This is a genomic window from Thermohalobaculum xanthum, assembly GCF_016623495.1.
Classification (GTDB): Bacteria; Pseudomonadota; Alphaproteobacteria; order Rhodobacterales; family Rhodobacteraceae; genus Thermohalobaculum; species Thermohalobaculum xanthum.
The window spans coordinates 1-21,918 of record NZ_JAEHHL010000004.1; the positions used below are offsets into that span (position 1 = coordinate 1).

At 65.4% G+C, this 21,918-nt stretch carries 23 protein-coding genes and 1 tRNA gene; 13 read left to right on the forward strand and 11 right to left on the reverse strand.

Annotated features, from left to right (window positions below):
• Positions 1-245 precede the first annotated feature (245 nt).
• Positions 246-947 (forward strand): hypothetical protein, encoded by a 702-nt coding sequence (locus tag H0I76_RS07670; protein WP_200608973.1) that lies wholly within the window; start codon positions 246-248, stop codon positions 945-947.
• Entirely contained in the window at positions 947-1,864 is a 918-nt protein-coding gene (locus H0I76_RS07675; RefSeq protein WP_200608975.1) for a hypothetical protein, read from the forward strand. Before H0I76_RS07670 ends, H0I76_RS07675 begins: the two co-directional genes overlap by 1 nt.
• 148 nt (positions 1,865-2,012) lie before the next feature.
• On the opposite strand, the gene H0I76_RS07680 is transcribed toward H0I76_RS07675, so the two are convergent.
• The 6 genes from H0I76_RS07680 to H0I76_RS07705 all read right to left on the reverse strand — a co-directional run bounded on the left by H0I76_RS07680 (position 2,013) and on the right by H0I76_RS07705 (position 7,011).
• Entirely contained in the window at positions 2,013-2,543 is a 531-nt protein-coding gene (locus H0I76_RS07680; RefSeq protein WP_200608977.1) for a GNAT family N-acetyltransferase, read from the reverse strand.
• A 1,106-nt stretch (positions 2,544-3,649) separates the two neighbouring features.
• Complete coding sequence (locus H0I76_RS07685; protein WP_200608979.1) at positions 3,650-4,702, reverse strand: hypothetical protein; 1,053 nt, start codon at positions 4,700-4,702, stop codon at positions 3,650-3,652.
• Positions 4,699-4,980 (reverse strand): hypothetical protein, encoded by a 282-nt coding sequence (locus H0I76_RS07690; protein ID WP_200608981.1) that lies wholly within the window; start codon positions 4,978-4,980, stop codon positions 4,699-4,701. Before H0I76_RS07690 ends, H0I76_RS07685 begins: the two co-directional genes overlap by 4 nt.
• A gap of 167 nt (positions 4,981-5,147) precedes the next feature.
• Complete coding sequence (locus H0I76_RS07695) at positions 5,148-5,759, reverse strand: hypothetical protein (RefSeq protein WP_200608983.1); 612 nt, start codon at positions 5,757-5,759, stop codon at positions 5,148-5,150.
• The gene (locus H0I76_RS07700) at positions 5,749-6,807 is read right to left on the reverse strand and encodes a tyrosine-type recombinase/integrase (RefSeq protein ID WP_200608985.1); all 1,059 of its coding nucleotides are present in this window, start codon (positions 6,805-6,807) and stop codon (positions 5,749-5,751) included. Before H0I76_RS07700 ends, H0I76_RS07695 begins: the two co-directional genes overlap by 11 nt.
• Before the next feature lie 129 nt (positions 6,808-6,936).
• Positions 6,937-7,011 (reverse strand) — tRNA-Lys (locus tag H0I76_RS07705).
• Positions 7,012-7,125: 114 nt separating this feature from the next.
• Here H0I76_RS07705 and dapF point away from each other — a divergent pair.
• The 7 genes from dapF (at position 7,126) to H0I76_RS07740 (ending at position 13,971) form a co-directional block, all read left to right on the forward strand.
• The gene (gene dapF, locus H0I76_RS07710; RefSeq protein WP_200608987.1) at positions 7,126-7,980 is read left to right on the forward strand and encodes a diaminopimelate epimerase; all 855 of its coding nucleotides are present in this window, start codon (positions 7,126-7,128) and stop codon (positions 7,978-7,980) included.
• Positions 7,977-9,242, forward strand: a complete 1,266-nt coding sequence (gene mtaB, locus H0I76_RS07715) for a tRNA (N(6)-L-threonylcarbamoyladenosine(37)-C(2))-methylthiotransferase MtaB (RefSeq protein WP_200608989.1) — start codon at positions 7,977-7,979, stop codon at positions 9,240-9,242. Before dapF ends, mtaB begins: the two co-directional genes overlap by 4 nt.
• A gap of 273 nt (positions 9,243-9,515) precedes the next feature.
• On the forward strand, positions 9,516-10,655 hold the full coding sequence (gene ftsY / locus H0I76_RS07720) for a signal recognition particle-docking protein FtsY (RefSeq protein ID WP_200608991.1): 1,140 nt from the start codon (positions 9,516-9,518) through the stop codon (positions 10,653-10,655).
• Between the two features lie 10 nt (positions 10,656-10,665).
• A complete protein-coding gene (locus H0I76_RS07725; protein ID WP_200608993.1) occupies positions 10,666-11,580 on the forward strand; it encodes a hypothetical protein in 915 nt (304 codons plus the stop codon).
• Entirely contained in the window at positions 11,577-12,491 is a 915-nt protein-coding gene (locus H0I76_RS07730; RefSeq protein ID WP_200608995.1) for an EamA family transporter, read from the forward strand. Before H0I76_RS07725 ends, H0I76_RS07730 begins: the two co-directional genes overlap by 4 nt.
• Positions 12,492-12,506: 15 nt before the next feature.
• Positions 12,507-13,205, forward strand: coding sequence for a septation protein A (locus H0I76_RS07735; RefSeq protein ID WP_325166418.1), 699 nt, complete (start codon positions 12,507-12,509; stop codon positions 13,203-13,205).
• Between the two features lie 52 nt (positions 13,206-13,257).
• Positions 13,258-13,971, forward strand: a complete 714-nt coding sequence (locus tag H0I76_RS07740; RefSeq protein WP_200608997.1) for a ZIP family metal transporter — start codon at positions 13,258-13,260, stop codon at positions 13,969-13,971.
• A gap of 7 nt (positions 13,972-13,978) precedes the next feature.
• On the opposite strand, the gene H0I76_RS07745 is transcribed toward H0I76_RS07740, so the two are convergent.
• The 5 genes from H0I76_RS07745 to ccmA form a co-directional block, all read right to left on the reverse strand.
• A complete protein-coding gene (locus H0I76_RS07745; RefSeq protein ID WP_234455195.1) occupies positions 13,979-14,548 on the reverse strand; it encodes a DsbE family thiol:disulfide interchange protein in 570 nt (189 codons plus the stop codon).
• Positions 14,545-14,706, reverse strand: a complete 162-nt coding sequence (gene ccmD, locus H0I76_RS07750) for a heme exporter protein CcmD (RefSeq protein WP_200608999.1) — start codon at positions 14,704-14,706, stop codon at positions 14,545-14,547. The genes H0I76_RS07745 and ccmD overlap by 4 nt, the downstream gene beginning before the upstream one ends.
• A complete protein-coding gene (locus tag H0I76_RS07755) occupies positions 14,703-15,428 on the reverse strand; it encodes a heme ABC transporter permease (protein WP_200609001.1) in 726 nt (241 codons plus the stop codon). Before H0I76_RS07755 ends, ccmD begins: the two co-directional genes overlap by 4 nt.
• Positions 15,429-15,508: 80 nt before the next feature.
• Complete coding sequence (gene ccmB / locus H0I76_RS07760) at positions 15,509-16,177, reverse strand: heme exporter protein CcmB (protein ID WP_325166419.1); 669 nt, start codon at positions 16,175-16,177, stop codon at positions 15,509-15,511.
• Positions 16,174-16,848, reverse strand: a complete 675-nt coding sequence (gene ccmA, locus H0I76_RS07765; RefSeq protein ID WP_200609003.1) for a heme ABC exporter ATP-binding protein CcmA — start codon at positions 16,846-16,848, stop codon at positions 16,174-16,176. The genes ccmB and ccmA overlap by 4 nt, the downstream gene beginning before the upstream one ends.
• Positions 16,849-17,110: 262 nt before the next feature.
• Here ccmA and acnA point away from each other — a divergent pair, with 262 nt between their 5' ends.
• The 4 genes from acnA to H0I76_RS07785 all read left to right on the forward strand — a co-directional run bounded on the left by acnA (position 17,111) and on the right by H0I76_RS07785 (position 21,908).
• Positions 17,111-19,855 carry an aconitate hydratase AcnA gene (gene acnA / locus H0I76_RS07770; RefSeq protein ID WP_200609005.1) on the forward strand — a complete coding sequence of 915 codons (2,745 nt, stop codon included), beginning with the start codon at positions 17,111-17,113 and terminating at the stop codon, positions 19,853-19,855.
• Positions 19,856-19,931: 76 nt separating this feature from the next.
• The gene (locus H0I76_RS07775; RefSeq protein WP_200609007.1) at positions 19,932-20,585 is read left to right on the forward strand and encodes a TenA family protein; all 654 of its coding nucleotides are present in this window, start codon (positions 19,932-19,934) and stop codon (positions 20,583-20,585) included.
• 217 nt (positions 20,586-20,802) lie between these two features.
• Positions 20,803-21,078, forward strand: a complete 276-nt coding sequence (locus H0I76_RS07780; RefSeq protein ID WP_200609009.1) for an usg protein — start codon at positions 20,803-20,805, stop codon at positions 21,076-21,078.
• Between the two features lie 113 nt (positions 21,079-21,191).
• On the forward strand, positions 21,192-21,908 hold the full coding sequence (locus H0I76_RS07785) for a DUF1223 domain-containing protein (RefSeq protein ID WP_200609011.1): 717 nt from the start codon (positions 21,192-21,194) through the stop codon (positions 21,906-21,908).
• The last annotated feature ends 10 nt before the right edge of the window (positions 21,909-21,918 follow it).

Consider the following 21,918-nt stretch of genomic DNA (forward strand, 5'->3'; position numbering starts at 1 on the left):
CGAAAACCTCCTCCGTGGCCCAAATCATCTGACAACGGACACACACTAGCTGAAGCCAGAGCGTGGGCAAGTTAAAGACGTTTGCGCGAGATTGGGGTGCAAGTTTGCGGACAATACAAGGTGATCAAGCTTGGAAGGCTCGCATCGATTTTCCATCGTCACTGTTCGTGCTGTTTTCCTAGGACTGCTTAGGACATTCTGCAATCAGTCGAGTGACATATTCTATCATGAGAGTGGATTTCTCCATGACGGACCGCCTTGAAGATTTGCGCCGGTTCTACGCCTTGATGGATGAGCTCGAGCGCCGAGTGGGGGGCAAGCGGATTCTGGCAGAGTGTCACGGGCGGCTGTCGTGGCCAGAACGCGGTGTCTATTTCTTTTTTGAGGAAGGTGAGGATCGATCGGGGAGTGGCCGGGGACCTCGCGTTGTTCGCGTGGGGACGCACGCGCTCAAAGCCGGGTCGGGTACAACGCTCTGGAAACGCCTTTCCCAGCATCGTGGGCAGGCGCGTTCGGGTGGGGGCAATCATCGTGGGTCAATATTTCGATTGATTGTCGGCACGGCTTTAATGGCGCGAGATGGCCATGTCTCACCGAATTGGGACAATCGCCACTCTTCGGCATCGCGTGAGGTGCGCGGCGCCGAGCTAACAATGGAACGCGCCGTGAGCGTCGTTATCGGCGCGATGCCGTTCCTTTGGCTGCCCGTCGAAGATGACGCCGGGCCCCAGAGTGGACGAGGAATCATTGAGCGCGGGTCAATCGCGCTGCTGAGCGACTGGGGAAAGGAGCCGATCGACCCTCCATCAGATCGATGGCTTGGCCATCACTGTAACCGCCCGCGCGTCAGAGGTTCCGGGCTTTGGAATAGCAATCATGTCGACGAGAGCTATGAAGTCTCCTATTTGGATGCGCTTGAGCGCTATATCCAAAATGCGGGCGCCTGATGGGCGAGACACACGCTGAGCGGATCATGGCGCTGCTGGCGCAATCGCCAGAGCTTAATGATGATGAGATTGCAGAAAAGCTCTGCATCAAGCCGCGCCAAACAGTCAATCAGATCTGCCGTCGATTAGAGCAGCGTGGAGCCTTAGAGCGACGCGTCGGCGCTGCAGGAAAGATTGTTAATGTGCTGGCCAGTGCAGGACCGGTCGCGGCAGCGAAACCGCCTCCCTCTTCTCAGCCCGCTCGGAAGCTCGCTTCAGGCGAGGAAAAGGTGCTGGTGCCAGAGCGCTTTGATAGGACTCTTCTGATCATGCCGTGCTCGAAGGGAAAGCGTAATGGCGGCGTCGCTGCGAATTCTGGCCCATGCCTCGCTGACAAGATTGCGCCAGAATTGGCTGCAGAGCTTATTTCGGCGCGCAAGAATGCAGCTATGAAGACCTCACTTGATGAGGCTGCGCTCATGCCCGCCTGGCAGCGCTACAGCGGATCGCTGTATCGAGCGGGGGCTGGGGCGGTTGCGCATCTCCTGAAGGAGAAGATGCACATCATTATCCTAAGTGGCGGATATGGTGCCGTGCTCGCGGGCGAGCCAATCGGGAATTACGACCAGCCGCTGAAGACATCCTGGTGGCCGGGTAAGCTTCTGCAGCGTGTCTTGCTTTCGTATGCGTCTGTGCAGGGAATTCGTACTGTTCGCGCCTTCGCTTCGTCGACGAGCCCCTATTCGAGCGTCCTCCGTGGGATACGTTGGGACGAGGCAGGTATTGAAGATGCACTTCTCGTCACCCCTGAAGCCAAGCCTGGTGGGACGCACAAGAGCCCGGCATCGATTGGAGAAGCCGTCGCTGCACTTGCCGCGAGAAACCTTCGTTCTGACTGGAAAAGCTCATACGGATTGGGGCTTGAGTTTGATGGTTGATAATTCTCTTTATTCAGTGATCTGAGCTGTTTTTGGAGAGATCAATCAGTTTCATGGCCGCACTCCCCCAGCCTTCGCGAAGGAAGGGGCAGTTGCTTGCAGCGGCACGGCGGATCCTTTGTCCCCTGCGTCGCACCTGAAACAATGCCTATTCGAGGTCCTTGACCATCAGCATCCACTCGGTCCCCGGGCTATCCCAGCCCGGGATCGACACGATCGGGCGCCTCGCGACGATCCTGTAGCCCTTCCGCTCGTACAGCCGGTGCGCGCCGGTGTTGCTGTCCGAGACGATCAGGCTCATCCGACCGGGGCCTTCGAGCGCTTCCGCATGGGCGAGCAAGGCGCCACCAACCCCCTTGCCCTGGTGATCCGCCAGCGTCGACAGGATGAGAATGTAGCGGCTGTTGGGTGCCAATGCCTCGAGTTCGACCAGCGGTACGAAGCCGGCGGGGGTGTCGGGATCGGGTTGGGGCATGTCCGAGCCGTGCAGGTAGGTCACCAGCACGCCTGCAGGCGAGCCGTCGACCAGAGCGATCCACGTCTTTTGCCAGCTGATCCAGGATTCCGAGCCGCGGATCCGCTCGAGCCCGTGATCGAACGCCGACTGGCCCGGGCGGGCGAGCGATGCCCATGTGGCCAGCGGCAACCCCTCGCCCGCCTGAATGATGAGCGGCGCCATGAACTCCGCATCGGCCGGAGTCGCTGGGCGGATCGTCAAGTCTCGCGGCTGGTCCATATCGCGGTCGGGTGTGACCAGTTTCCTTGAGTGAGAGATCAGGGCGCAAAGCGTTGGGATTGGACCCCTAAAGTGGCGATCTTGTCGGCGGGCTCTCCTGGCTGCGGATGAACCCATAGTTCAATCTCTGGCAGGGGACGAAACTCTTCCACCGTTCTGTAGACCGTCTCGAGGTCCCGTCCTCCGAAAATCAGATAAATAGCTCGCTCATATCCCGCCACCCTGCGAAATCTCGCCATCGTTTCCAAGTCTTTCCGAATGCCCCCTCGACGGGCCTCTACAGATTTGACTTCGATGATCGCATGGTTGCCTGCCATGTCTCCGGGCGTGTGTATCAAGATGTCTGGCATCGAAAAATCAGGCCGAGTTGTCTCAGGATCGGATGCGCTCGCTTGTCGACCTCACCATTGATGGTGAATCGGCAGTCGGGCGGCCATCGCAGGCGAATTTGATGGTAGAGCTCATAACAGTAAACGCGCTCTCTAAATATTGGCTCGCCACCGTCGATCGGGAGGTTAAAATACTGTTCTTGAATTCTGGCGGTTGCAGCTCGAAGGATTTCATTAAGCGTTTCCACGATCTCTCACCGTTCCGAGTCTTCTTCAATTCATGAAGGGGTTTCTGATTGGCTGTGCAGGCGAGCGTGGTGTCCTCATGTCGCGAATGCCGGCGGAAGATTCCTCGTCAAGCACGCCATTGCTGGTAAGCGTTGACAGTTGAGGTTTGGCCCTTTCCCCAAAGACGTTTGGTCACTAACCCCAAGCGGACTAGTCTCACACGAATGTGCCAAGTGGGCCCCCGTTTGTGAGGGTTTCATTGCCGCGGTGCCTTATTAACTGTTTGATAAGATTATTTAAAATTTCAGACCGGCTTCCGGTCGGTTCGAACAACGCAGGCGATGAACTCCCAGTCTTCGCTCGTATCGTACTGGGTGTGAGGTAGATTGTCCCCGGTGTCCCGCATTCATCTTCGGGATTGCCGGGGACATGATCACCCGAGAGCGCTCGACGAGCATCCGAGTGGGCGAGGATGTGCCCAATAAGCACTGTTTACAGCTTGAATCCAGAAGGGCGAAGGCCCGCAGCCCCTAAGGTATTCGGCCATTCCTCCCAGATCTCTTCAGTTGACCACCAGTGCGGTGCAGCTTGCTGCATCGCCGCCTTAAAGGCCGTCTTCTTGGCGGGGGGCAGCTGTGCCAAAGTTGCCTGCGGCGTTGTTTGATTTGCGGCGCTGCAGAACATTCGCCAAAGCCACGGAGCGATCGACGGCGGGGCATCGCTCAACATGCAGAGTTGAAGTGTTCCGAAGGGGTCTTCCCAAGATGCCAATTCTTTTAGAGGCCCTCCGTGCTTCACCACGCGTTCAATCCGAGTCATCGGTACGGAAGACTCCGACTGTATTTCATTTTTGGCCATCTCCTTCTTCTTGTCGTATATGCGAGTCTGCCTGTTTGACTTTGGGCTTCCAAGATAAAGGGTCTCAAGATAACCATTTCTCTTGTAGAATCCACTCCGTACAGCGTAGTTGGAGTAAAATAGTGTATTTTTAATACCGATGCCCAATAAGTCGATGGCAATATCAAGTCGGCTGACCCGCGCGCTTTGAAAGAGCTGTTCCGGGCCTCCGGGGAGGATATATTCCATATGGGCAAGCAGAAGCTCCTCCACGCCATCTTTCCCCATCTTTGCTGGATTAAATTCGAGGCGGACAAAGGAATATTCTTTTTTATTTGGATATAAGCTAAGCAGAGCAGGCTCTTTCGAGACGTCCAGAGATAAAAAGGCGTTATACGAATACCCATTTTTACTGTACGTCTTTTTCACGTAACCGAGCTCTTCCTGAACCTTGACCACATTCCAGATAGCTCCCTTCGTGGCAGCCGATGTTATCGGGAGCGTGAGGCTTATTTTGTCGATGCTCATTGCGATCTGTGGGGTGGATTTGCAATTAATTGCACTTATGGGCGGACTATGTGATGCGAGGTCCAGTTTACCTTTCCCGACTTTCTTGATTTTGATGATCGAATGAGCGGGTTTTCCGTTGACATGCTTGTTCGTAAGATTGCTCTTTACAGGCTTGTTAGAGGGGGTGCCGGATTTCATAACGTTTCCTCCCCGCGATGCGTCGCTCGATGCCTTTCGATCCAGGCATCAAATTCGTCGAGGTCGATAAGAACCTTTCGCCCGAGGCGAATAATCGCCGGAGCAAAACCGTTTCCCGCGAGCTTGGCTCCGCCGGATCCGCGTTGATCGTGTGCGTTGAAGACGAGATGTCTCAGGTATCGCTCAGAGGCCCACCTATAGCCCTCGATTTTTGGAATATCGCGAATTGCTGCAAGCCGCTTGCGTGCTTCGCGACGCGTGGGGTTGCTCTCTGTCATTTTGCTGATCTCCTTTATCGCGTCGCGTTCGTTGCGGCGCTGACAAAGAAGGGTGCTCTGGGATTCGCGGCCCGACAAACCAGGCAGTTTCCTTCAACATATTGATAAAAAACAAAAAATATTGATTATCTGATTGGTATTTAGCTCGTTGATTCTGGTATTCCCGTCTAGCCTACCGAATCGTCGATCCACTGCCTTATGAACTTCCGGAGTGCGTCAAAGCGATAGAGCTTCTCGCCGCCCTTCGTTAGGCGCTGCTCAAGCTCGCGGGCCATCTCCGAAATGTTGAACTTCGCCTTTGCCTCGATTCCCTTTTCCTTAAGCAGTTCAAAGAACGCTTCCTCCGCGATTTCCCGGCTCTTGGGCAGAGCCTTTTCGGCCTTTGTCCAGCCTTTCGCTTGTTTCTTTCGGTCCTGATAGCGCTCTTCTGCTTCCTTCAGGTGTGAGGTTGCGTCTGGCCAGCGTGCGCAGGCCCAGGCAACAAAGTTTCGAGGATCGACGAGGTGTCGTGCCGCGCCCTCGCTCCCTTCGATCCGTTCGAGCTCTCGGAGATGGTCGCGGCCCTCCGCGTCCCTCAGATGGCCTGCGCGACGGTCTGCCATGGATGCGAGGGCAATCTTGTACGGGCGCTGCATTTCGTCTTCATCGCCATGGGCTACGATTGGTTTTTTTCGGTTTTTTGGATCGATATCCTGCAGCAGGCAAATGGCTTCGAAGAGCGTCCAAGTCTGCTTTTCGAAGTACGTATCGAGCAAATCGGCCAGCAGATTATTCGTCATTTTCGAAAAGCCGACCCATGGTGCGTTCTACGACCCGCCGGGTGTGAGCGTCGCTAAAATGTGCGTAGCGTTTTGTCATTTGCGGTGTCTTGTGACCTAAGACCGCCCCTATTTCTGGAAGGCTTGCGCCATCCATAGCAAGATAGCTCGCAGCAGTGTGCCGAAGGTCGTGAAATTTGAAATCGGCGATGTCGGCTTGATGAACGGCGGCGTACCAAGCCTTCATAATATTTGCTGGACTGCTGCCAATCCTGCTCGGAAAGACGAGTGCTTTCGGGTCGAGGCGCTTCTCTCGAAGCTCGGTCAAGGCGAGCTTTACGGGTTTCAGTAATGCCGCCGAGCGTCGTTCACCATTTTTCGTCTCGTGGATCGTGATCCTGTCGCGCTCCCAGTCGAGATCGGCCCATGTCAGGCGTTCAATCTCGCCCCTCCGCATGCCCGTCGTCAGCGCAATCAAAACGAAGGGTAGTAGATAGGGGTTGGAGCTCTGCTGGCAGGCGTCGAGTAAACGTTTACGTTCTTCATCGGAGAGATGGCGGACGCGTCCCTGCGGCTCCTTGAGTCTCGGAACTCTCCGCATCGGATTGTCCTCGAGCCAGCCATACTGTTTTTCGGCCACACTCAAGGCGTGGGAGAGGGCCGCCATATATCGATTGACGGTGGCCGGGCCAACCTCCCTGGTCGCGCCGCTTCGCTTCATGAGCTCGGCGCGCGCACTCAGAATTCGATCCGGTGTCAGCTCAGACAAGCGCAGGGCGCCAAGGTGCCGCCGCCAAAAGCCCAGCTGCTGGATCTGTACTTTGCCAGAGCGTTTGAGAGGTATGATTTCCGAGATGTAGCGCTCGATGAGCTCGCCAACGGTGTGCTTTCGGGCTTGCCTTCCATCGCGGAACCTTCCGGCATCAATACCTGCTTCGATGTTGCGGGCCCAGGCTTCAGCGTCGGTCTTGCGCTTGAAGCTTTGCGACACCGTCTGAACACCGCGGCGGCGCACCACGGCTTTCCAGCTGATCCCGCGTTTCCCCTCGATTTTGCTGATGGAAGGCATGGCAAGCGCAATCCGATATCATTCAGTGAGCGTTCACCAGATGCGTCCAGGGATCAAGAGGTGTTGCACCAAATTTGCACCAAAAATGCTCTTGAGTGCCGTCTTAGATCATTAAGTTATTGATTTTGTTGGTGAGCGGGGTGGGGATCGAACCCACGACCAGCTGATTAAAAGTCAGCTGCTCTACCACTGAGCTACCCGCCCTCTCCGATCGGACCCAGTGGACCGCGGACGGCGCGGACCGTAGGGCGGGGCGGGGCTTCGGTCAAGAGGGGCAGGTACTGGTGCGACGGCTCGGCCGGCGTTATATGCTCGCCCATGAGCACGGGACATGACAGCGCGTCTCCGGGCCTGGCGTTTCGCAAGATGCACGGCCTTGGCAACGACTTCGTCATCATCGACGCGCGTGGTGCGCGCGCCGAGGCGATAACGCCTGCGCTGGCGCGCGCGCTTGGCGACCGGCACCGGGGGGTGGGGTTTGACCAGCTCGCGGTCATCGGCGCGTCCGGGGTCGGGGACGCCCGCATCGATTTCTGGAACGCCGACGGCACCAGAGCGGGGGCCTGCGGCAACGCGACCCGCTGCGTTGCGCATCTTCTGATGAGCGAGAGCGGGGCGCCCGGCGTGACGATGCTGACCGGCAATGGGCAGCTCGCGGCCTGGCGCGAGCCCGACGGGCGTGTCACGGCCGACATGGGCCCCGCGCGGCTCGACTGGCGCGAGATCCCGCTGGCCGGGCCGCTCGACACGGTCAGCCTTCCGATCGAGGGCGCGCCCGGCGCGGTGAGCATGGGCAACCCGCACTGCGTGTTCTTCGTCGACGATGTCGCGGCGGTCGAGCTTTCCTCGATCGGGCCGCGGATCGAGCATCACGCGCTGTTCCCCGAGCGCACGAATGTCGAGTTTGCCGAGATCCGCGACCGCCACCACCTGCGCCTCCGGGTCTGGGAGCGCGGCACCGGGATCACGCAGGCCTGCGGCTCGGGCGCCTGTGCGACGGTGGTCGCGGGCGTGCGCAAGGGGCTCCTGGACCCGCGGGTCACGATGGAACTCGACGGCGGCGTGCTCGACCTCGAATGGCGCGAGGACGGCCATGTGCTGATGACGGGGCCCGTCGCGCATGTGTTCGAGGGGCATCTCTCGCCCCAGTTCCTGGCGGGGATCGGCGCATGACCGCCCGCCCGCCGATCTTCGCGACCTTCGGCTGCCGGCTGAACGCCTACGAGACGCAGGCGATGACCGATCTCGCCGCCGAGGCGGGGCTGGGCGACGCGGTGGTCGTCAACACCTGTGCCGTGACCGCCGAGGCGGTGCGCCAGGCGCGCCAGCAGATCCGCAAGCTGCGCCGCGAGAACCCGGATGCCACGCTGATCGTGACCGGCTGTGCGGCGCAGACCGAGCCCGGCACCTTTGCGGAGATGCCCGAGGTCGACCGGGTAATCGGCAATCTCGAGAAGATGAAGGGCGAGACCTGGCGCGCGCTTGCCGCCCCCGACTTCGTGGGCGAGACCGAGCGGGTGCAGGTCGACGACATCCTGAGCGCGCGCGAAACGGCGGGACACCTGATCGACGGCTTCGGCACGCGTTCGCGAGCCTATGTGCAGGTCCAGAACGGCTGTGACCATCGCTGCACCTTCTGCATCATCCCCTATGGGCGCGGGAACTCGCGCTCGGTGCCGGCGGGCGTGGTGGTCGAGCAGATCCGCCGCCTGGTGGACCGCGGCTTCGCCGAGGTGGTGCTGACCGGGGTCGACCTCACGTCGTGGGGCGGCGATCTTCCGGGCAATCCGCCGCTGGGGGATTTGATGCAGCGGATCCTGAGGATGGTGCCCGACCTGCCGCGGCTGCGGATCTCGTCGATCGACTCGGTCGAGGCCGATCCCGCGCTGGTCGATGCCATGGCCTCGGAAAGCCGGCTGATGCCGCATCTCCATCTGAGCCTGCAGGCTGGCGACGACATGGTCCTCAAGCGCATGAAGCGGCGCCACCTGCGGGACGACGCGATCCGCTTCTGCGAGGAGATGCGGGCCAAGCGCCCCGGCATCGTCTTCGGCGCCGACCTGATCGCGGGTTTCCCCACCGAGACCGAGGCGATGTTCGAGAACTCGCTCAAGCTGGTCGAGGAATGCGGCCTGACCTGGCTGCATGTCTTCCCCTACTCGGCGCGCAAGGGCACGCCGGCGGCGCGGATGCCCCAGGTTCGGAAAGCCGTTCGGGCCGAGCGCGCGGCGCGGCTGCGCGCGGCGGGCGCGGGGCGGGTGGCGGCCTTCCTCGCGGCCCAGGTGGGGCGCGCCGACCAGGTGCTGACCGAGCGGCCGGACATGGGCCGGACCGAGGGTTTCGCCGAGGTGATCTTCCCCACGCCGCAGCCGGTCGGTGAGATCCTGCCGACCCGGATCGCGGGCGTCGAGGGCGAGCGCCTGGTCGCTGCGTGAAACCGCAACGGCGCCGCTTTCACGCGTGAAAATGACAATAAGCTATTGATATATGTATACAATAATTTGAACCATCCATTTTCTTGCCGTGACGTCGAGATCGGTCACACGCAGCGAGGCCGGCGTCGCGAGAGGTGATCACAAGCTTCGCCGGATCGGTCACCGAAGGCATCATCCCGCCGCAGATCGGCACTGGCATGGCCGGGCCGTCTTTGCCTGCGGCGAAAGCCGCGTTAAGGAGGCACAGGCGGAGCCGAGCGGCAGGGATCAGTCATGTCCTTCTTCAAGAAGATGAAAGAGCGACTCTTCAAGTCGTCGTCGAAACTCGACGAGGGGCTCGAGGCGCTTGTGGAGGAGGGCGGGACCGCCGAGCCCGAGGCGCCGGCCGCGCCGCAGCCCCCGGCGCCCGCGCGGGCCGAGGCGCCTGCGGATACCGCAGACGCGTCTTCCGGGGCGCCCGACGAGGCCCCGGCCCCACCCCCAGCGCCCGTCTCCTCGCCTGCCTCTGCCGCCGCTCCTGCACCCGAGTCCCGGCCGGGCTTCATCGCGCGCGCCTTCGGCACGAAGCCGGGCGAGGTCAAGCGCGTGCTGGACGATGCGATGCTCGAAAGCCTCGAGGAGGTGCTGATCCAGGCCGACATGGGGGTCGAGACCTCGATCAAGCTCTCGGCCCGGCTGGCCGAAGGACATTTTGGCAGGCGCGTGGGCACCCGCGAGATCAAGGAGGCGCTGGCCCGCGAGATCGCGGCCATCCTGACGCCGGTGGCCCGGCCGCTGCCGATCTATGCCAAGCGCCCGCAGGTGGTGCTGGTGGTTGGCGTGAACGGCTCGGGCAAGACGACGACGATCGGCAAGCTCGCGAGCCAGCTGCGCGGCGCGGGCAAGTCCGTGGTGATCGCGGCGGGCGACACCTTCCGCGCCGCGGCGGTCGAGCAGCTGCAGGTCTGGGGCAGCCGGGCGGGCGTGCCGGTGATGACCGCGCCGCAGGGATCCGACCCCGCCTCGCTGGCCTTTGACGCGATGGTCCGGGCCGAGGCCGAGGGCGCCGACATGCTGCTGATCGACACGGCAGGCCGCCTCCAGAACCGGCAGGACCTGATGGAGGAGCTGGCCAAGATCGTAAGGGTGATCCGCAAGAAGGACCCGCAGGCGCCGCACAACACCGTGCTGGTGCTGGACGCGACCACCGGGCAGAACGCGCTGAGCCAGGTCGAGATCTTCCGCAAGATCGCCGATGTGTCGGGCCTGGTGATGACCAAGCTGGATGGCACCGCCAAGGGTGGCGTGCTGGTGGCGCTGGCCGATCGCTTCGGTCTGCCGATCCACGCGATCGGCGTGGGCGAGAGCATCGACGACCTCGCCCCCTTCGACCCGGACGAGTTCGCCCGGGCGCTGACCGGCTTCGGCGACTGAGCGCCGGGCGATGGGGGTCGGGTCGATCCTGCGGGCGATCGGGGCGGTGTTCCTGCTGCTCTTCATCGCCGTGGGTGCGATGGCGGTGATGCCGCCGGCCTGGATTGCCGACCCGCCATCCGAGGAGCCGCGCTCGATGATGGGCTCGGGCTTCGTCAACGACCATGCCGATGTCGCGCCCTGGACCTGGTGGTGGTCGGACCGGATCGAGCTGCGCGTCGACCACCCGGCCGAGACCAACATCGTGATCTGGAACCATCACACCGAGGCGATGGAGGGTTCGCCGTCGTGCCTCGGCTCGCTCTACTTCCCGCCGCCCGCGATCGCCCGGCTCGAACGCATCGGCCGCACGCGGGTCTATTACCTGTGCACGAAGTCATCGCAGGCCCCCGGGCAGCCCCATTTCGCCCGCCAGCGGCGTGACGAGATCCTGGCGCTGGTGGCCCGGTTCCGGGCGCTGGGCGTGCCCGCCGGCCGGATCTTCCTGTCGGGGCAGTCGGGCGGCAGCTGCTCCTCGCTGATGGCGCTGGGCGCCGCACCCGACGAGATGAACGCGGGCATCCTGTTCGCGCCGGCCTGTTTCGGGACCGGCGAGGGCGACAAGCGCGCCCGCGGCGACAACAATCCCGAGCGCGTCGGCCTGATCGACGAGATGACCAGTGCCGAGCGGATCACCGCGCTGCTGGTGGGCTTTGGCCGAGACCGCTGGAACAAGCCCCAGCACCTTGGCTTCCTGGCCGAGCGCTACCCCGAGACGGTCGAGATCTTCACCCCCGGCTGCGGCGCCGATCATTCCGGCGCCTTCCATGGCTGCGGCGTCGAGGCGGTGGCCGCGGCGACCGAGCGCTATTTCCGCGCGCGGCTGGAAGCGGCCGGCTTCGCCCTTCCCGCCCCCGCGCCCTCGCCGACGGAGCCCGATGAATGAGCGAGATGATCGTTGCGATGTCGGGCACGCCGGAGGGGGCGGTCCTGGCCTTCGCGCTGGCGCTTCTGTCGGCCTTCGCCCATGCCACCTTCGGCGCGATCAACAAGGGGGGCGCCGACCCCTACCTGAACCGCGGGGCGATCAACGTCGCCTATTCGCTGATGGCGATGCCCTTCGCCTTCTTCGTCTTTCCGCTGCCCTCGGCCGCGGTGTGGCAGGTGCTGGCGATGACCTACCTGATCCACCTGCTCTACGAGTGGCTGCAGAGCACCGCCTTCCACAAGGGCGACTTCACCCTGGTCTACCCGATCGCGCGGGGCACCGGGCCGCTGGCCACCGCGATCGGGGCGGTGTTCATCTTCGGCGAGCGGCTGGCGCCGATGCAGTGGGCGGGCATCGCGCTGCTGTCGGCCTCGATCTGGGGGCTGGCGGTGGCGAACCTGCGCGCCCGGCGGGTCGATATCGCGGCGCTGCCGGGGTTGCGGCAGGCCATCGGCGTCGCGCTGATGACCGGGCTGATGATCGCCGTCTACACCATCGTCGACGCCTATGGCATCCGGCTCGCCGAGAACCCGTTCAGCTTCCTCGCCTGGTTCTTCGTGCTGGGTGGTTTCGGCTTTCCCTTCATCGCGATCCACCGCTGGCGCCACATGGCGCCCGAGCGGCGGCCGCAGCCCTTCGACCTGGCGGTGCGCGGCTTTTTCGGCGCGCTGATCGCCTTCGTCAGCTTCGGCGCCGTGATGCTCGCCACCCGGCTCGACAAGGTCGGCGAGGCGGCGGCGCTGCGCGAGACCTCGATCATCTTTGCGACCGCCATCGGCGTGCTGATCTTCCGCGAGCGGATCGACGTCACCCGGCTGGCGCTGATCGGGCTGATCGCGACGGGCGCGATGCTGGTCGAGTTCGGATGAGCAAGGTGTCGCGGGGTGGGTGACAGCGGCGTCCGGCGCCGCTACATGTGCCGCATGACCGCCGAGACCCCGACCCCCGCCGAACCGTCGTCCCTGCTCAAGCTCGCGCTGGAGCTGGGTCCGCTTGTCGTGTTCTTCGGCGTGTTCCGCTACGGGCGCGAACTGCTGGAGATCCCTGCGCTGCACGATGCCATGGCTGCGGCGACGGGGCCCGCGGCACTGGCGACCGAGTCGGGGCCGCTCTTCATCGCGACGGCGGCCTTCATGATCGCGATCGCGGTGTCGCTGGCGGCGTCGTGGTCGATGACCCGGCGACTGCCCCGCATGGCGGTGGTGACCGGCGTCGTGGTTGCGGTGTTCGGCGGGCTGACGCTGTGGCTGCAGGACGAGACCTTCATCAAGATGAAGCCCACCATCGTGAACGGGCTGTTCGCGATCGCGCTGGGCATCGGGCTCGTGCAGGGGCGCAGCTACATCAAGTACCTGATGGGCGAGGCGATGCCGATGGACGACCGGGGCTGGATGATCTTCACCCGGCGCTGGGCCATCTTCTTCACCTTCATGGCGGTGCTGAACGAGATCGTGTGGCGCAGCCAGAGCACCGAGTTCTGGGTCAGTTTCAAAACCTTCGGCAACCTGCCGCTGACCATGGGCTTCATGGCGCTGCAGCTGCCGCTGCTCAGGCGGCACATGATCGAGGACACCGTGCGCTGACGGCCTCCAGCACGCTGTCGCGTCGGTGTGGGCAGGGCTAGGCTCGCGGGTGATGGAGCATCTTTGGCTTGCCCTTCTCTACGGCAGCTTCGCGGGGCTGATGATCCCGCTCGGCGGGCTCGTCGCGCGGGTCGAGCGGATCCAGCCGCGATGGCTCGAGCTCGAGTTCCGCCACAGCGTGATCGCCTTTGGCGGCGGAATCCTGGTGGCGGCGGTCGCTCTGGTGCTGGTGCCGGAGGGGATGGAGGTGCTGCCCGCCTGGGCGGCGATCGCCGCTTTCCTCGCGGGAGCGCTGATCTTCGCGCGGATCGAGCGGGCGCAGCGTGCGCATGGGGGCGCCCATGCGCAGTTTCTCGCGATGATGACGGATTTCGTCCCGGAGGCTATCGCACTCGGGGCGATGCTGTCGGCCGGGGCGCCCGAGGCCGGGCTGCTTGCCCTCATGATCGGGCTTCAGAACCTGCCCGAGGGCTTCAATGCCTGGCGCGAGATGGGCGCTGACGGGCGGGTCGGCAGGTCGCGGACCATGACGTTGTTCCTGGCGCTCGCAGCGGTGGGCCCGGTCGCGGTTCTGTTCGGCGACCTGGTGCTTGCGGGCCTGCCGCAAGTTACGGGCGCGATCATGATGGGTGCTGCGGGCGGGATTCTGTTCCTGATGTTCCAGGACATCGCGGTCGAGGCACATCTCGAGAACCGGCAGACGCCGTCGCTCGCCGCCATCGGGGGCTTCGGGGTCGGCCTGCTGGCCCAGGCCCTGCTGGGCTGACCGACGGTCAGCGCGCGGCGGCCTCGGCCAGGGCGGGGCGGATCTTGCTGTCGATGTCGGTGGCCATGATCGGGCCGATATGCTTGTAGACGACGCGCCCCTGGCCATCGATCACGAAGGTCTCGGGCACGCCATAGGCGCCCCAGTCGATCCCGGCGCGGCCGTTGGTGTCGGCGCCGATCAGCGTGTAGGGGTTGCCCAGGTCGTCGAGGAACGCCTTCGCCTTGGCGGGGTCGTCCTTGTAGTTGATGCCGTGGATGGTCACGCCCTCGGCCGCGAGCTTTTCGAGCACCGGGTGCTCGGCGCGGCAGGGCACGCACCAGCTGGCCCAGATATTCACCAGCTTGACGCCCGGCACCTGCAGGTCGGCGGTCGAGAAGCCCGGCTGGCCGTCATGGAGCGGAGGCAGCTCGAACGCCGGGGCGGGCTTGTCGATGAAGGTCGAGGGCAGGTCGCGCGGGTTGTCGCGCTCGAGCCCCAGCAGGAACACGGCCATGACCGCGGCCGCGCCCAGCGCCGGCACGATCATCCAAAGGCGAAAGCCGCTCCGCGGGCTCTGGGGGGCGTCGTCGGTCATCCTTTCCTCCGGCGCTGTTCGGCATCTTGCATGTCGCGCCGCGCGCGGGCATTGGCGGCCAGCGTCGACCAGACCAGCCAGGCCAGGATCGCGGCGGTCGCGCCATAGGCCGAGACCACGTAGAGCGCGTGGCGGTCGTTGGCGAGGTAGTCGATCATGCCCGCGCCTCCTGCAGCCTGAGCGAGCGGGCGCGGCGGGCGCGGATCTCGGTGCGCGCGCGCACCACGAGTATCGCGACGAAGAGGACATAGAAGGCCGCGATCATGATGTAGAGCGGTGTGCGGAACACGTCGTCGACCCGCTGCCCCTCGGCCATCGAGAGCGACGCGCCCTGGTGCAGGGTCGCCCAGAAGTTTACCGCGTAGCGCGACAGGAAGGCGAAGACCACGCCGACCAGGCAAAGCACGCCGGAGAGGTCGGCGGCCTTCTCGGGCTCCTCGATCGCGGCCCACAGCGCCATGTAGCCGAGGTAGAAGAAGAACATGATCAGCACGGCCGTGAGCCGCGCGTCCCACACCCACCAGGTGCCCCACATCGGCTGGCCCCAGACTGCGCCGGTGATCAGCGCGATGGCGGTGAAGGCGGCGCCGACGGGGGCCGCTGCCTTGGCCACGAGAAAGCTGACGTGATGGCGCCGGATCAGCCCCACGCCCGAGGCCACCGCCATTACTGCGTAGGTGTTGATCGCCAGCATCGCCGCGGGCACGTGGATGAACAGGATCTTCACCGTCGATCCCTGCTGGTAGTCGTCGGGCGTCAGCGCCAGCGACCAGTACAGGCCCACGGCCATCAGCGCCGCCGCCGCGGCCCAGAGGGGCACGACCAGGCGGTCGGTCAGCCGCATGAACTCGGCAGGGTTCGCGTAGCGCCAGATCGACATGGGGCCTAGGTAATCCGTCGCCGCGCCGGCGGCAATGTCCGCAATGCCCTTGTTACGCCGTGCCGCAGGCCGGGATGGCGTCAGCGCGCGTTGATCCTGAGCGCGGCCGCCGCGGCGAAGGGCGCGAGGGCCGCCGCGAACAGCGTGAGCCCGCCGAGCAGCCCCAGCACGCCGGTGACCGAGAGGTCGAGCAGCGCGTTCTCGACCACGCGCGCGCCGAACACCAGCGTCGGGATGTAGAGCGGCAGCACCAGGATCGACAGGAGCAGCCCGCCGCGCCGCACGCCCACGGTGATCGCGGCCCCGATCGCGCCGATGAAGCTGAGCGCGGGTGTGCCCACCGCCATGGCGATCGCGAGCCAGGGAAGTGCCGCGTCGGGCAGTTGCAGCATCGCGCCCAATACCGGGGCGATCAGCGTCATGGGAAGCCCCGTGGTCACCCAGTGCGCGAGGGTCTTGGCCAGCACGACCTGTTCCAGCGGCATCGGCGCCAGCATGAGCTGGTCGAGCGAGCCGTCCTCGAAATCCGCCTGGAACAGCCGGTCGAGCGACAGGAGCGCCGCCAGCAGCGCCGCGACCCACAAGACGCCACCCGCGATCCGCGCGAGCGTCGCCGCCTCGCGTCCCACCCCCAGCGGAATCAAAACCACCGCCAACACGAAGAAGGCGATGCCCACCGCGCCGCCGCCGCCAAGGCGCAGCGCAAGCCGCGTGTCGCGGCGCACCAGGGCGGCGAAGGGGGATCTCACCAGGCGCCCTCCAGGAAGGGATCGGCCGCGTCGCCATGTTCCGCGGCCTGCCCGGCGACCTGCGGGGGGTGCATCTCGAGCACCGGGCCGGCGCCGAGGCCAAGCTCGATATGGGTGGCGATCAGGGCCATGCCGCCCTTGGCGCAGTGCTCGCGCACCAGTTCGGCCACCAGCGCCGAGGAGGCTGCGTCGAGCGAGACCGTGGGCTCGTCGAGCAGCCAGAGCGGGCGGTCGATCACGAGCAGGCGCGCAAGCCCCAGCCGCCGCTTCTGCCCGGCCGAGCACTGCGCGGCAGGATGGCCGGCAATGTGGCCGATGCCGAAGCGCTCGAGGGCGGCGGCCACCCGGCCGGCGTCGGTCGCGTGCAGGCCGGCCCAGACGGCGAGGTTCTCGGCCACGCCCAGCGCGGGCTTCACCGCGTCGAGATGGCCGGCATAGGCCACGCGCTCCTGGAAGGCGCCGCGGTCGCGGGCGAGCGAGATGTCCCCGAGCCGCGCGTCGCCCCCGGCGGCCGGGATCAGCCCCGCCAGCACGCGCAGCAGCGTCGATTTGCCCACCCCGTTGGGGCCGCGCAGCGCCGCTGCCTCGCCCGCGCCGAGGCGGAAGTCGAGGTCCCGGAACACCATGCGTCCGGCGCGCCGGCAGGCGAGGTTGTCGATCTCGAGGTCCATGCCCTCTGGTTAGTGACGCCGCCGGGCTTTGCAAAGAGGCCATCTCGGCGCATGGTGGGCGCCGCGCCGCGCACGCCGTCCGCGCGCCGGCCGGCCGCGGGCGGGGTGCGGCAGCGGCTGCGACACGTGCACCCGTTGTCTTAAGATTATTTTTGGTGCATAGAGGGTCCATCTTAAGGCCCCCGGGCGCGGGCCCCCGAGTCGCGGGGTCATGACGGGCCGGGACGCCGCGCGAACACGCCTGATCCGGGAGGGAAGAGACATGCCGATCACCGTCGGAACCGACACGGCAAAGACGCGCCGCACGCTGAGCGTGGGCGGGTCGAAGTTTGCCTATTACTCGATCGACGCCGCCGAGGCCGCGGGGCTTGGCGATTTCTCGAAGCTTCCGGCCGTGCTCAAGGTCGTGCTCGAGAACATGCTGCGCTTCGAGGACGGCAAGACCGTCACGACCGACGACGTGCGCGCCTTCTCGCAGTGGGCAGCTCAGGGCGGCAAGGCCGACCGCGAGATCGCCTATCGCCCGGCGCGCGTGCTGATGCAGGACTTCACCGGCGTGCCCGCGGTGGTCGACCTCGCCGCCATGCGCGACGCGATGGTGTCGCTGGGCGGCGACCCCGAGCGGATCAACCCGCTCAACCCGGTCGACCTGGTGATCGACCACTCGGTCATGGTCGACGAGTTCGGCAACCCGCGCGCCTTCCAGCTGAACGTCGAGCGCGAATACGAGCGCAACGGCGAGCGCTACGAGTTCCTGAAATGGGGGCAGGGCGCCTTCGACAACTTCCGCGTGGTGCCGCCGGGCACCGGCATCTGCCACCAGGTGAACCTCGAATACCTTGCCCAGACGGTCTGGGCCGACAAGGACCAGAACGGCGAGGAAGTGGCCTATCCCGACACGCTGGTCGGCACCGACAGCCACACCACCATGGTGAACGGCATGGCCGTGCTGGGCTGGGGCGTGGGCGGCATCGAGGCCGAGGCCGCGATGCTGGGCCAGCCGATCTCGATGCTGATCCCCGAAGTCGTGGGCTTCAAGCTGACCGGCAAGCTGAAGGAAGGCGTGACCGCCACCGACCTGGTGCTGACCGTCACCCAGATGCTGCGCAAGAAGGGCGTGGTGGGCAAGTTCGTCGAGTTCTACGGCGACGGGCTCGACCATCTGCCGCTGGCGGACCGCGCCACCATCGGCAACATGGCCCCGGAATACGGCGCGACCTGCGGCTTCTTCCCGATCGACGACGAGACCCTGCGCTATCTCAAGGTCACCGGCCGCGACGAGGCGCGCATCGCGCTGGTCGAGGCCTATGCCAAGGCCAACGGCATGTGGCGCGGCGCGGGCTACGAGCCGGTCTACACCGACACGCTGCATCTCGACATGGGCGAGGTCGAGCCCTCGCTGGCGGGGCCCAAGCGGCCGCAGGACCGCGTGCTGCTGAAGGAGGCGGCGCCGTCCTTCTACAAGGTCGTGGCCGACTACCGCGGCGTCGACGTCTCGGCCCCGGCGGCGGACATGGCGGCCGAGGGGCCGACGCCCGCGCCCGCCAACGACCCGCGCAAGACCAAGGCGGTGGACGGTGCCGATTTCGCGATCCGCGACGGCTCGGTGGTGATCGCGGCGATCACCTCGTGCACCAACACCTCGAACCCCTACGTGATGATCGGCGCGGGGCTGGTGGCGCGCAAGGCGCGGGCGCTGGGGCTGACCCGCAAGCCCTGGGTCAAGACCTCGCTCGCCCCGGGCAGCCAGGTGGTGTCGGCCTATCTCGAGGCGGCGGGCCTGCAGGAGGATCTCGACGCCATCGGCTTCAACCTGGTGGGCTATGGCTGCACCACCTGCATCGGCAACTCGGGCCCGCTGCCCGAGCCGATCTCGAAGGCGATCAACGAGGGCGACCTGGTCGCGTGTTCGGTGCTCTCGGGCAACCGCAACTTCGAGGGCCGCGTGAACCCCGACGTGCGGGCCAACTACCTGGCCTCGCCGCCGCTGGTGGTGGCCTACGCGATCGCGGGCGACATGAACCTCGACATCACGCGCGAGCCGCTGGGCGAGGCGCTGGATGGCAAGCCCGTCTATCTCAAGGACATCTGGCCGACCCAGAAGGAGATCGCCGAGCTGGTCGAGCAGACCGTGACGCGCGAGGCGTTCCAGTCGCGCTATGCCGACGTGTTCAAGGGTGACGAGCGCTGGCGCGGCATCGACGCTGGCGGCGGCCTGACCTATTCCTGGCCCTCGACCTCGACCTACGTGCAGAACCCGCCCTACTTCAAGGGCATGGGCAAGTCGGCCGGCACCATCGAGGACATCGAGGGCGCGCGGGTGCTGGCGCTGCTGGCCGACTCGGTCACCACCGACCACATCTCGCCCGCGGGGTCCTTCAAGCCGACCACCCCGGCCGGCCAGTACCTCGAGGAGCACCAGGTCCCGGTGCGCGACTTCAACTCCTACGGCGCGCGGCGCGGCAATCACGAGGTGATGATGCGCGGCACCTTCGCCAACATCCGCATCCGCAACGAGATGCTGGATGGGGTCGAGGGCGGCTACACCAAGGGGCCCGACGGCAGCCAGATGCCGATCTACGACGCGGCCATGGCCTACAAGGCCAAGGGCGTGCCGCTGGTGATCTTCGCCGGCAAGGAATACGGCACCGGATCGTCGCGCGACTGGGCGGCGAAGGGCACCGCGCTCCTGGGCGTCAAGGCGGTGATCGCCGAGAGCTTCGAGCGCATCCACCGCTCGAACCTGGTCGGCATGGGCGTCGTGCCCTTCGAGTTCACCGGCGGCGACACGCGCAAGTCGCTGGGGCTGACGGGCGAGGAGACGGTCTCGATCAAGGGCCTCTCGGGCGACCTGCGGCCGCGCCAGACGGTGAAGGCTACGATCACCTACAAGGACGGCTCGACGAAGGAGATCGACCTGCTGTGCCGGATCGATACCGAGATCGAGATCGAGTACGTCGAGCACGGCGGCGTCCTGCACTACGTGCTGCGTAACCTGGCCGCCTGACGCGGCGACGTCAGCGACGATGCGCCCGGGCCCGCGCGGCCCGGGCGTTCCCATGTCCGGCCGAGCGAGGCGCATGATGACCCCGAGCCAAACCCTGCGTGCGGCGCATAGCGCCGAGTGGGAGGCGATCGCCGGCCATCCCTTCACCATCGCTCTTGCCGGGGGAAGCCTGCCGCCGGCGCGGCTGGCGTGGTACCTGGTGCAGGACTACGCCTTCATCGACGGCTTCGTCCGGCTGGCCGCCTCGGCCATCGCGACCGCACCTTCACTGGCCGATTCGGTGCCGCTGGCACAGTTCCTCGCCGTGATCACCGGGCCCGAGAACACCTATTTCCAGCGGGCCTTCGACCTGCTGGACGTGCCGCGGGCCGACCGCGTGGCGCCGCGGCTCGCGCCGCAGACGAAGGCCTTCCAGGCGCTGATGGCCGAGGCGGCGGCGTCGGGTGAGTACGGGCGGATGATTGCCGTGCTGACAGTCGCCGAGTGGAGCTATCTGAGCTGGGCCACACCGCACAACCCGCCGGCGCCCGATCTGCCTTTCCAGTTCGCCGAGTGGATTACGCTTCATGCCGGTCCCGGCTTCGAGGCAGTCGTTGCCTATCTGCGCGGGCAACTCGATGCTGCGTGGGAGCGGGCTGACCCCGATCTGCGCGCCCGGATGCAAGCCGATTTCGCCCGCGCCGTTCGCCTGGAGCGCGCCTTCTTCGATGCGGCCTGGCAGGCGGGCTGACGCCCAAGGCGCACGATAGCAACGCCCTGCAAAGGCCAACTTGCGTCGCATGTGAGTGTGCGGCGCGAATTATGCGGCATTGCACGGAAATTTTCCAGCTACCGCGTTGCCGCCCTTCGATGGCACCATGATCCTACCGCACCCGTCCGGGACCGTGCCGCAACGCACGCCGGGCGCGGCGCGCAAACGGCAAGGGAGCTGCCACACGGAACAGGAAATGAGACGAACCGACCCGGACTTTCGCCGCCAGCTCGAGGGCTACTCGCTCGCGACGGCGGAGATCTTCTACCGGATGCCCGACGCCAAGTCGCTCATCCAGACCTATGTCTGGCAGGATTACGATCTTGCGCCAGAATTCCCCAACCTCAGGAAATTCCTCGACTTCTGGACGCGCGAGCTGGATGGTCCGATCCATTCGGTCAGGCTGGCGCATTCGCGGCTGCTGCGTCCCGCGGAACTGAGAATGGTCGAGCACGAGTTCGTGCTGCACTGACCGGCGGCACCCGGCGCGCCCCGGGGTGGCGCGCCGGGACGAAACGGAGCATCGAGGCGGGCGTCACGCGAGGGTGATTGGCAGCCCGCGGCGGGGCATCATATTCTCTCGCCATGAAATCCATCGGCCGCACCACGATCCCCGCCATCCTCGCCGCCCTGCTGGGCGCGGCGCCGGGCAGCGCGACCGCCGGCGAGAGCGTCGTGCTGGTCGAGCTGTTCACCAGCCAGGGCTGCAGTTCCTGCCCCCCCGCCGACAAGCTGCTGGGCGAGCTTGCCGGGCGCGACGACGTGCTGCCGCTGAGCCTGCATGTCGATTACTGGGATTACCTGGGCTGGCGCGACACCTTCGGCATGCCGGCCGCGACGACCCGGCAGAAGGCCTACCGCGACGCCTGGGACGCGCGCTATGTCTACACGCCGCAGATGGTGGTTGACGGTCATGTCGAGGTCCGCGGCGCGCAGCGCACCGAACTCGACGCCGCGATCGCCGAGGCTCGCGCGGGGCAGCCGCCGGCCCGGATCGAGCTGACCGTCGAAGGCAGCATGCTGCGCTGTTCGATGACCGGCGTGCCCGAGGGCAGCGTCGTGTGGATGGCCGAGTACGAAGCCGCCCGCACCGTCGAGATCGAGCGCGGCGAGAACGCCGGCCGGAGCATCACCTACCACAATGTGGTGCACGCGCTCGAAGCCCTGGGGCCCGCGCCGGCGAACAGCGGGGATTCGCTCCTGCTGGCGATGCCCGGGCTCGGCATGGGTCTGGCGATCTGGGTGCAGGAGCCCGACGGCGGGCGCGTGCTCGCCGTCGCACGCCACGCGCCGACATCCTGAGCCGACGAGG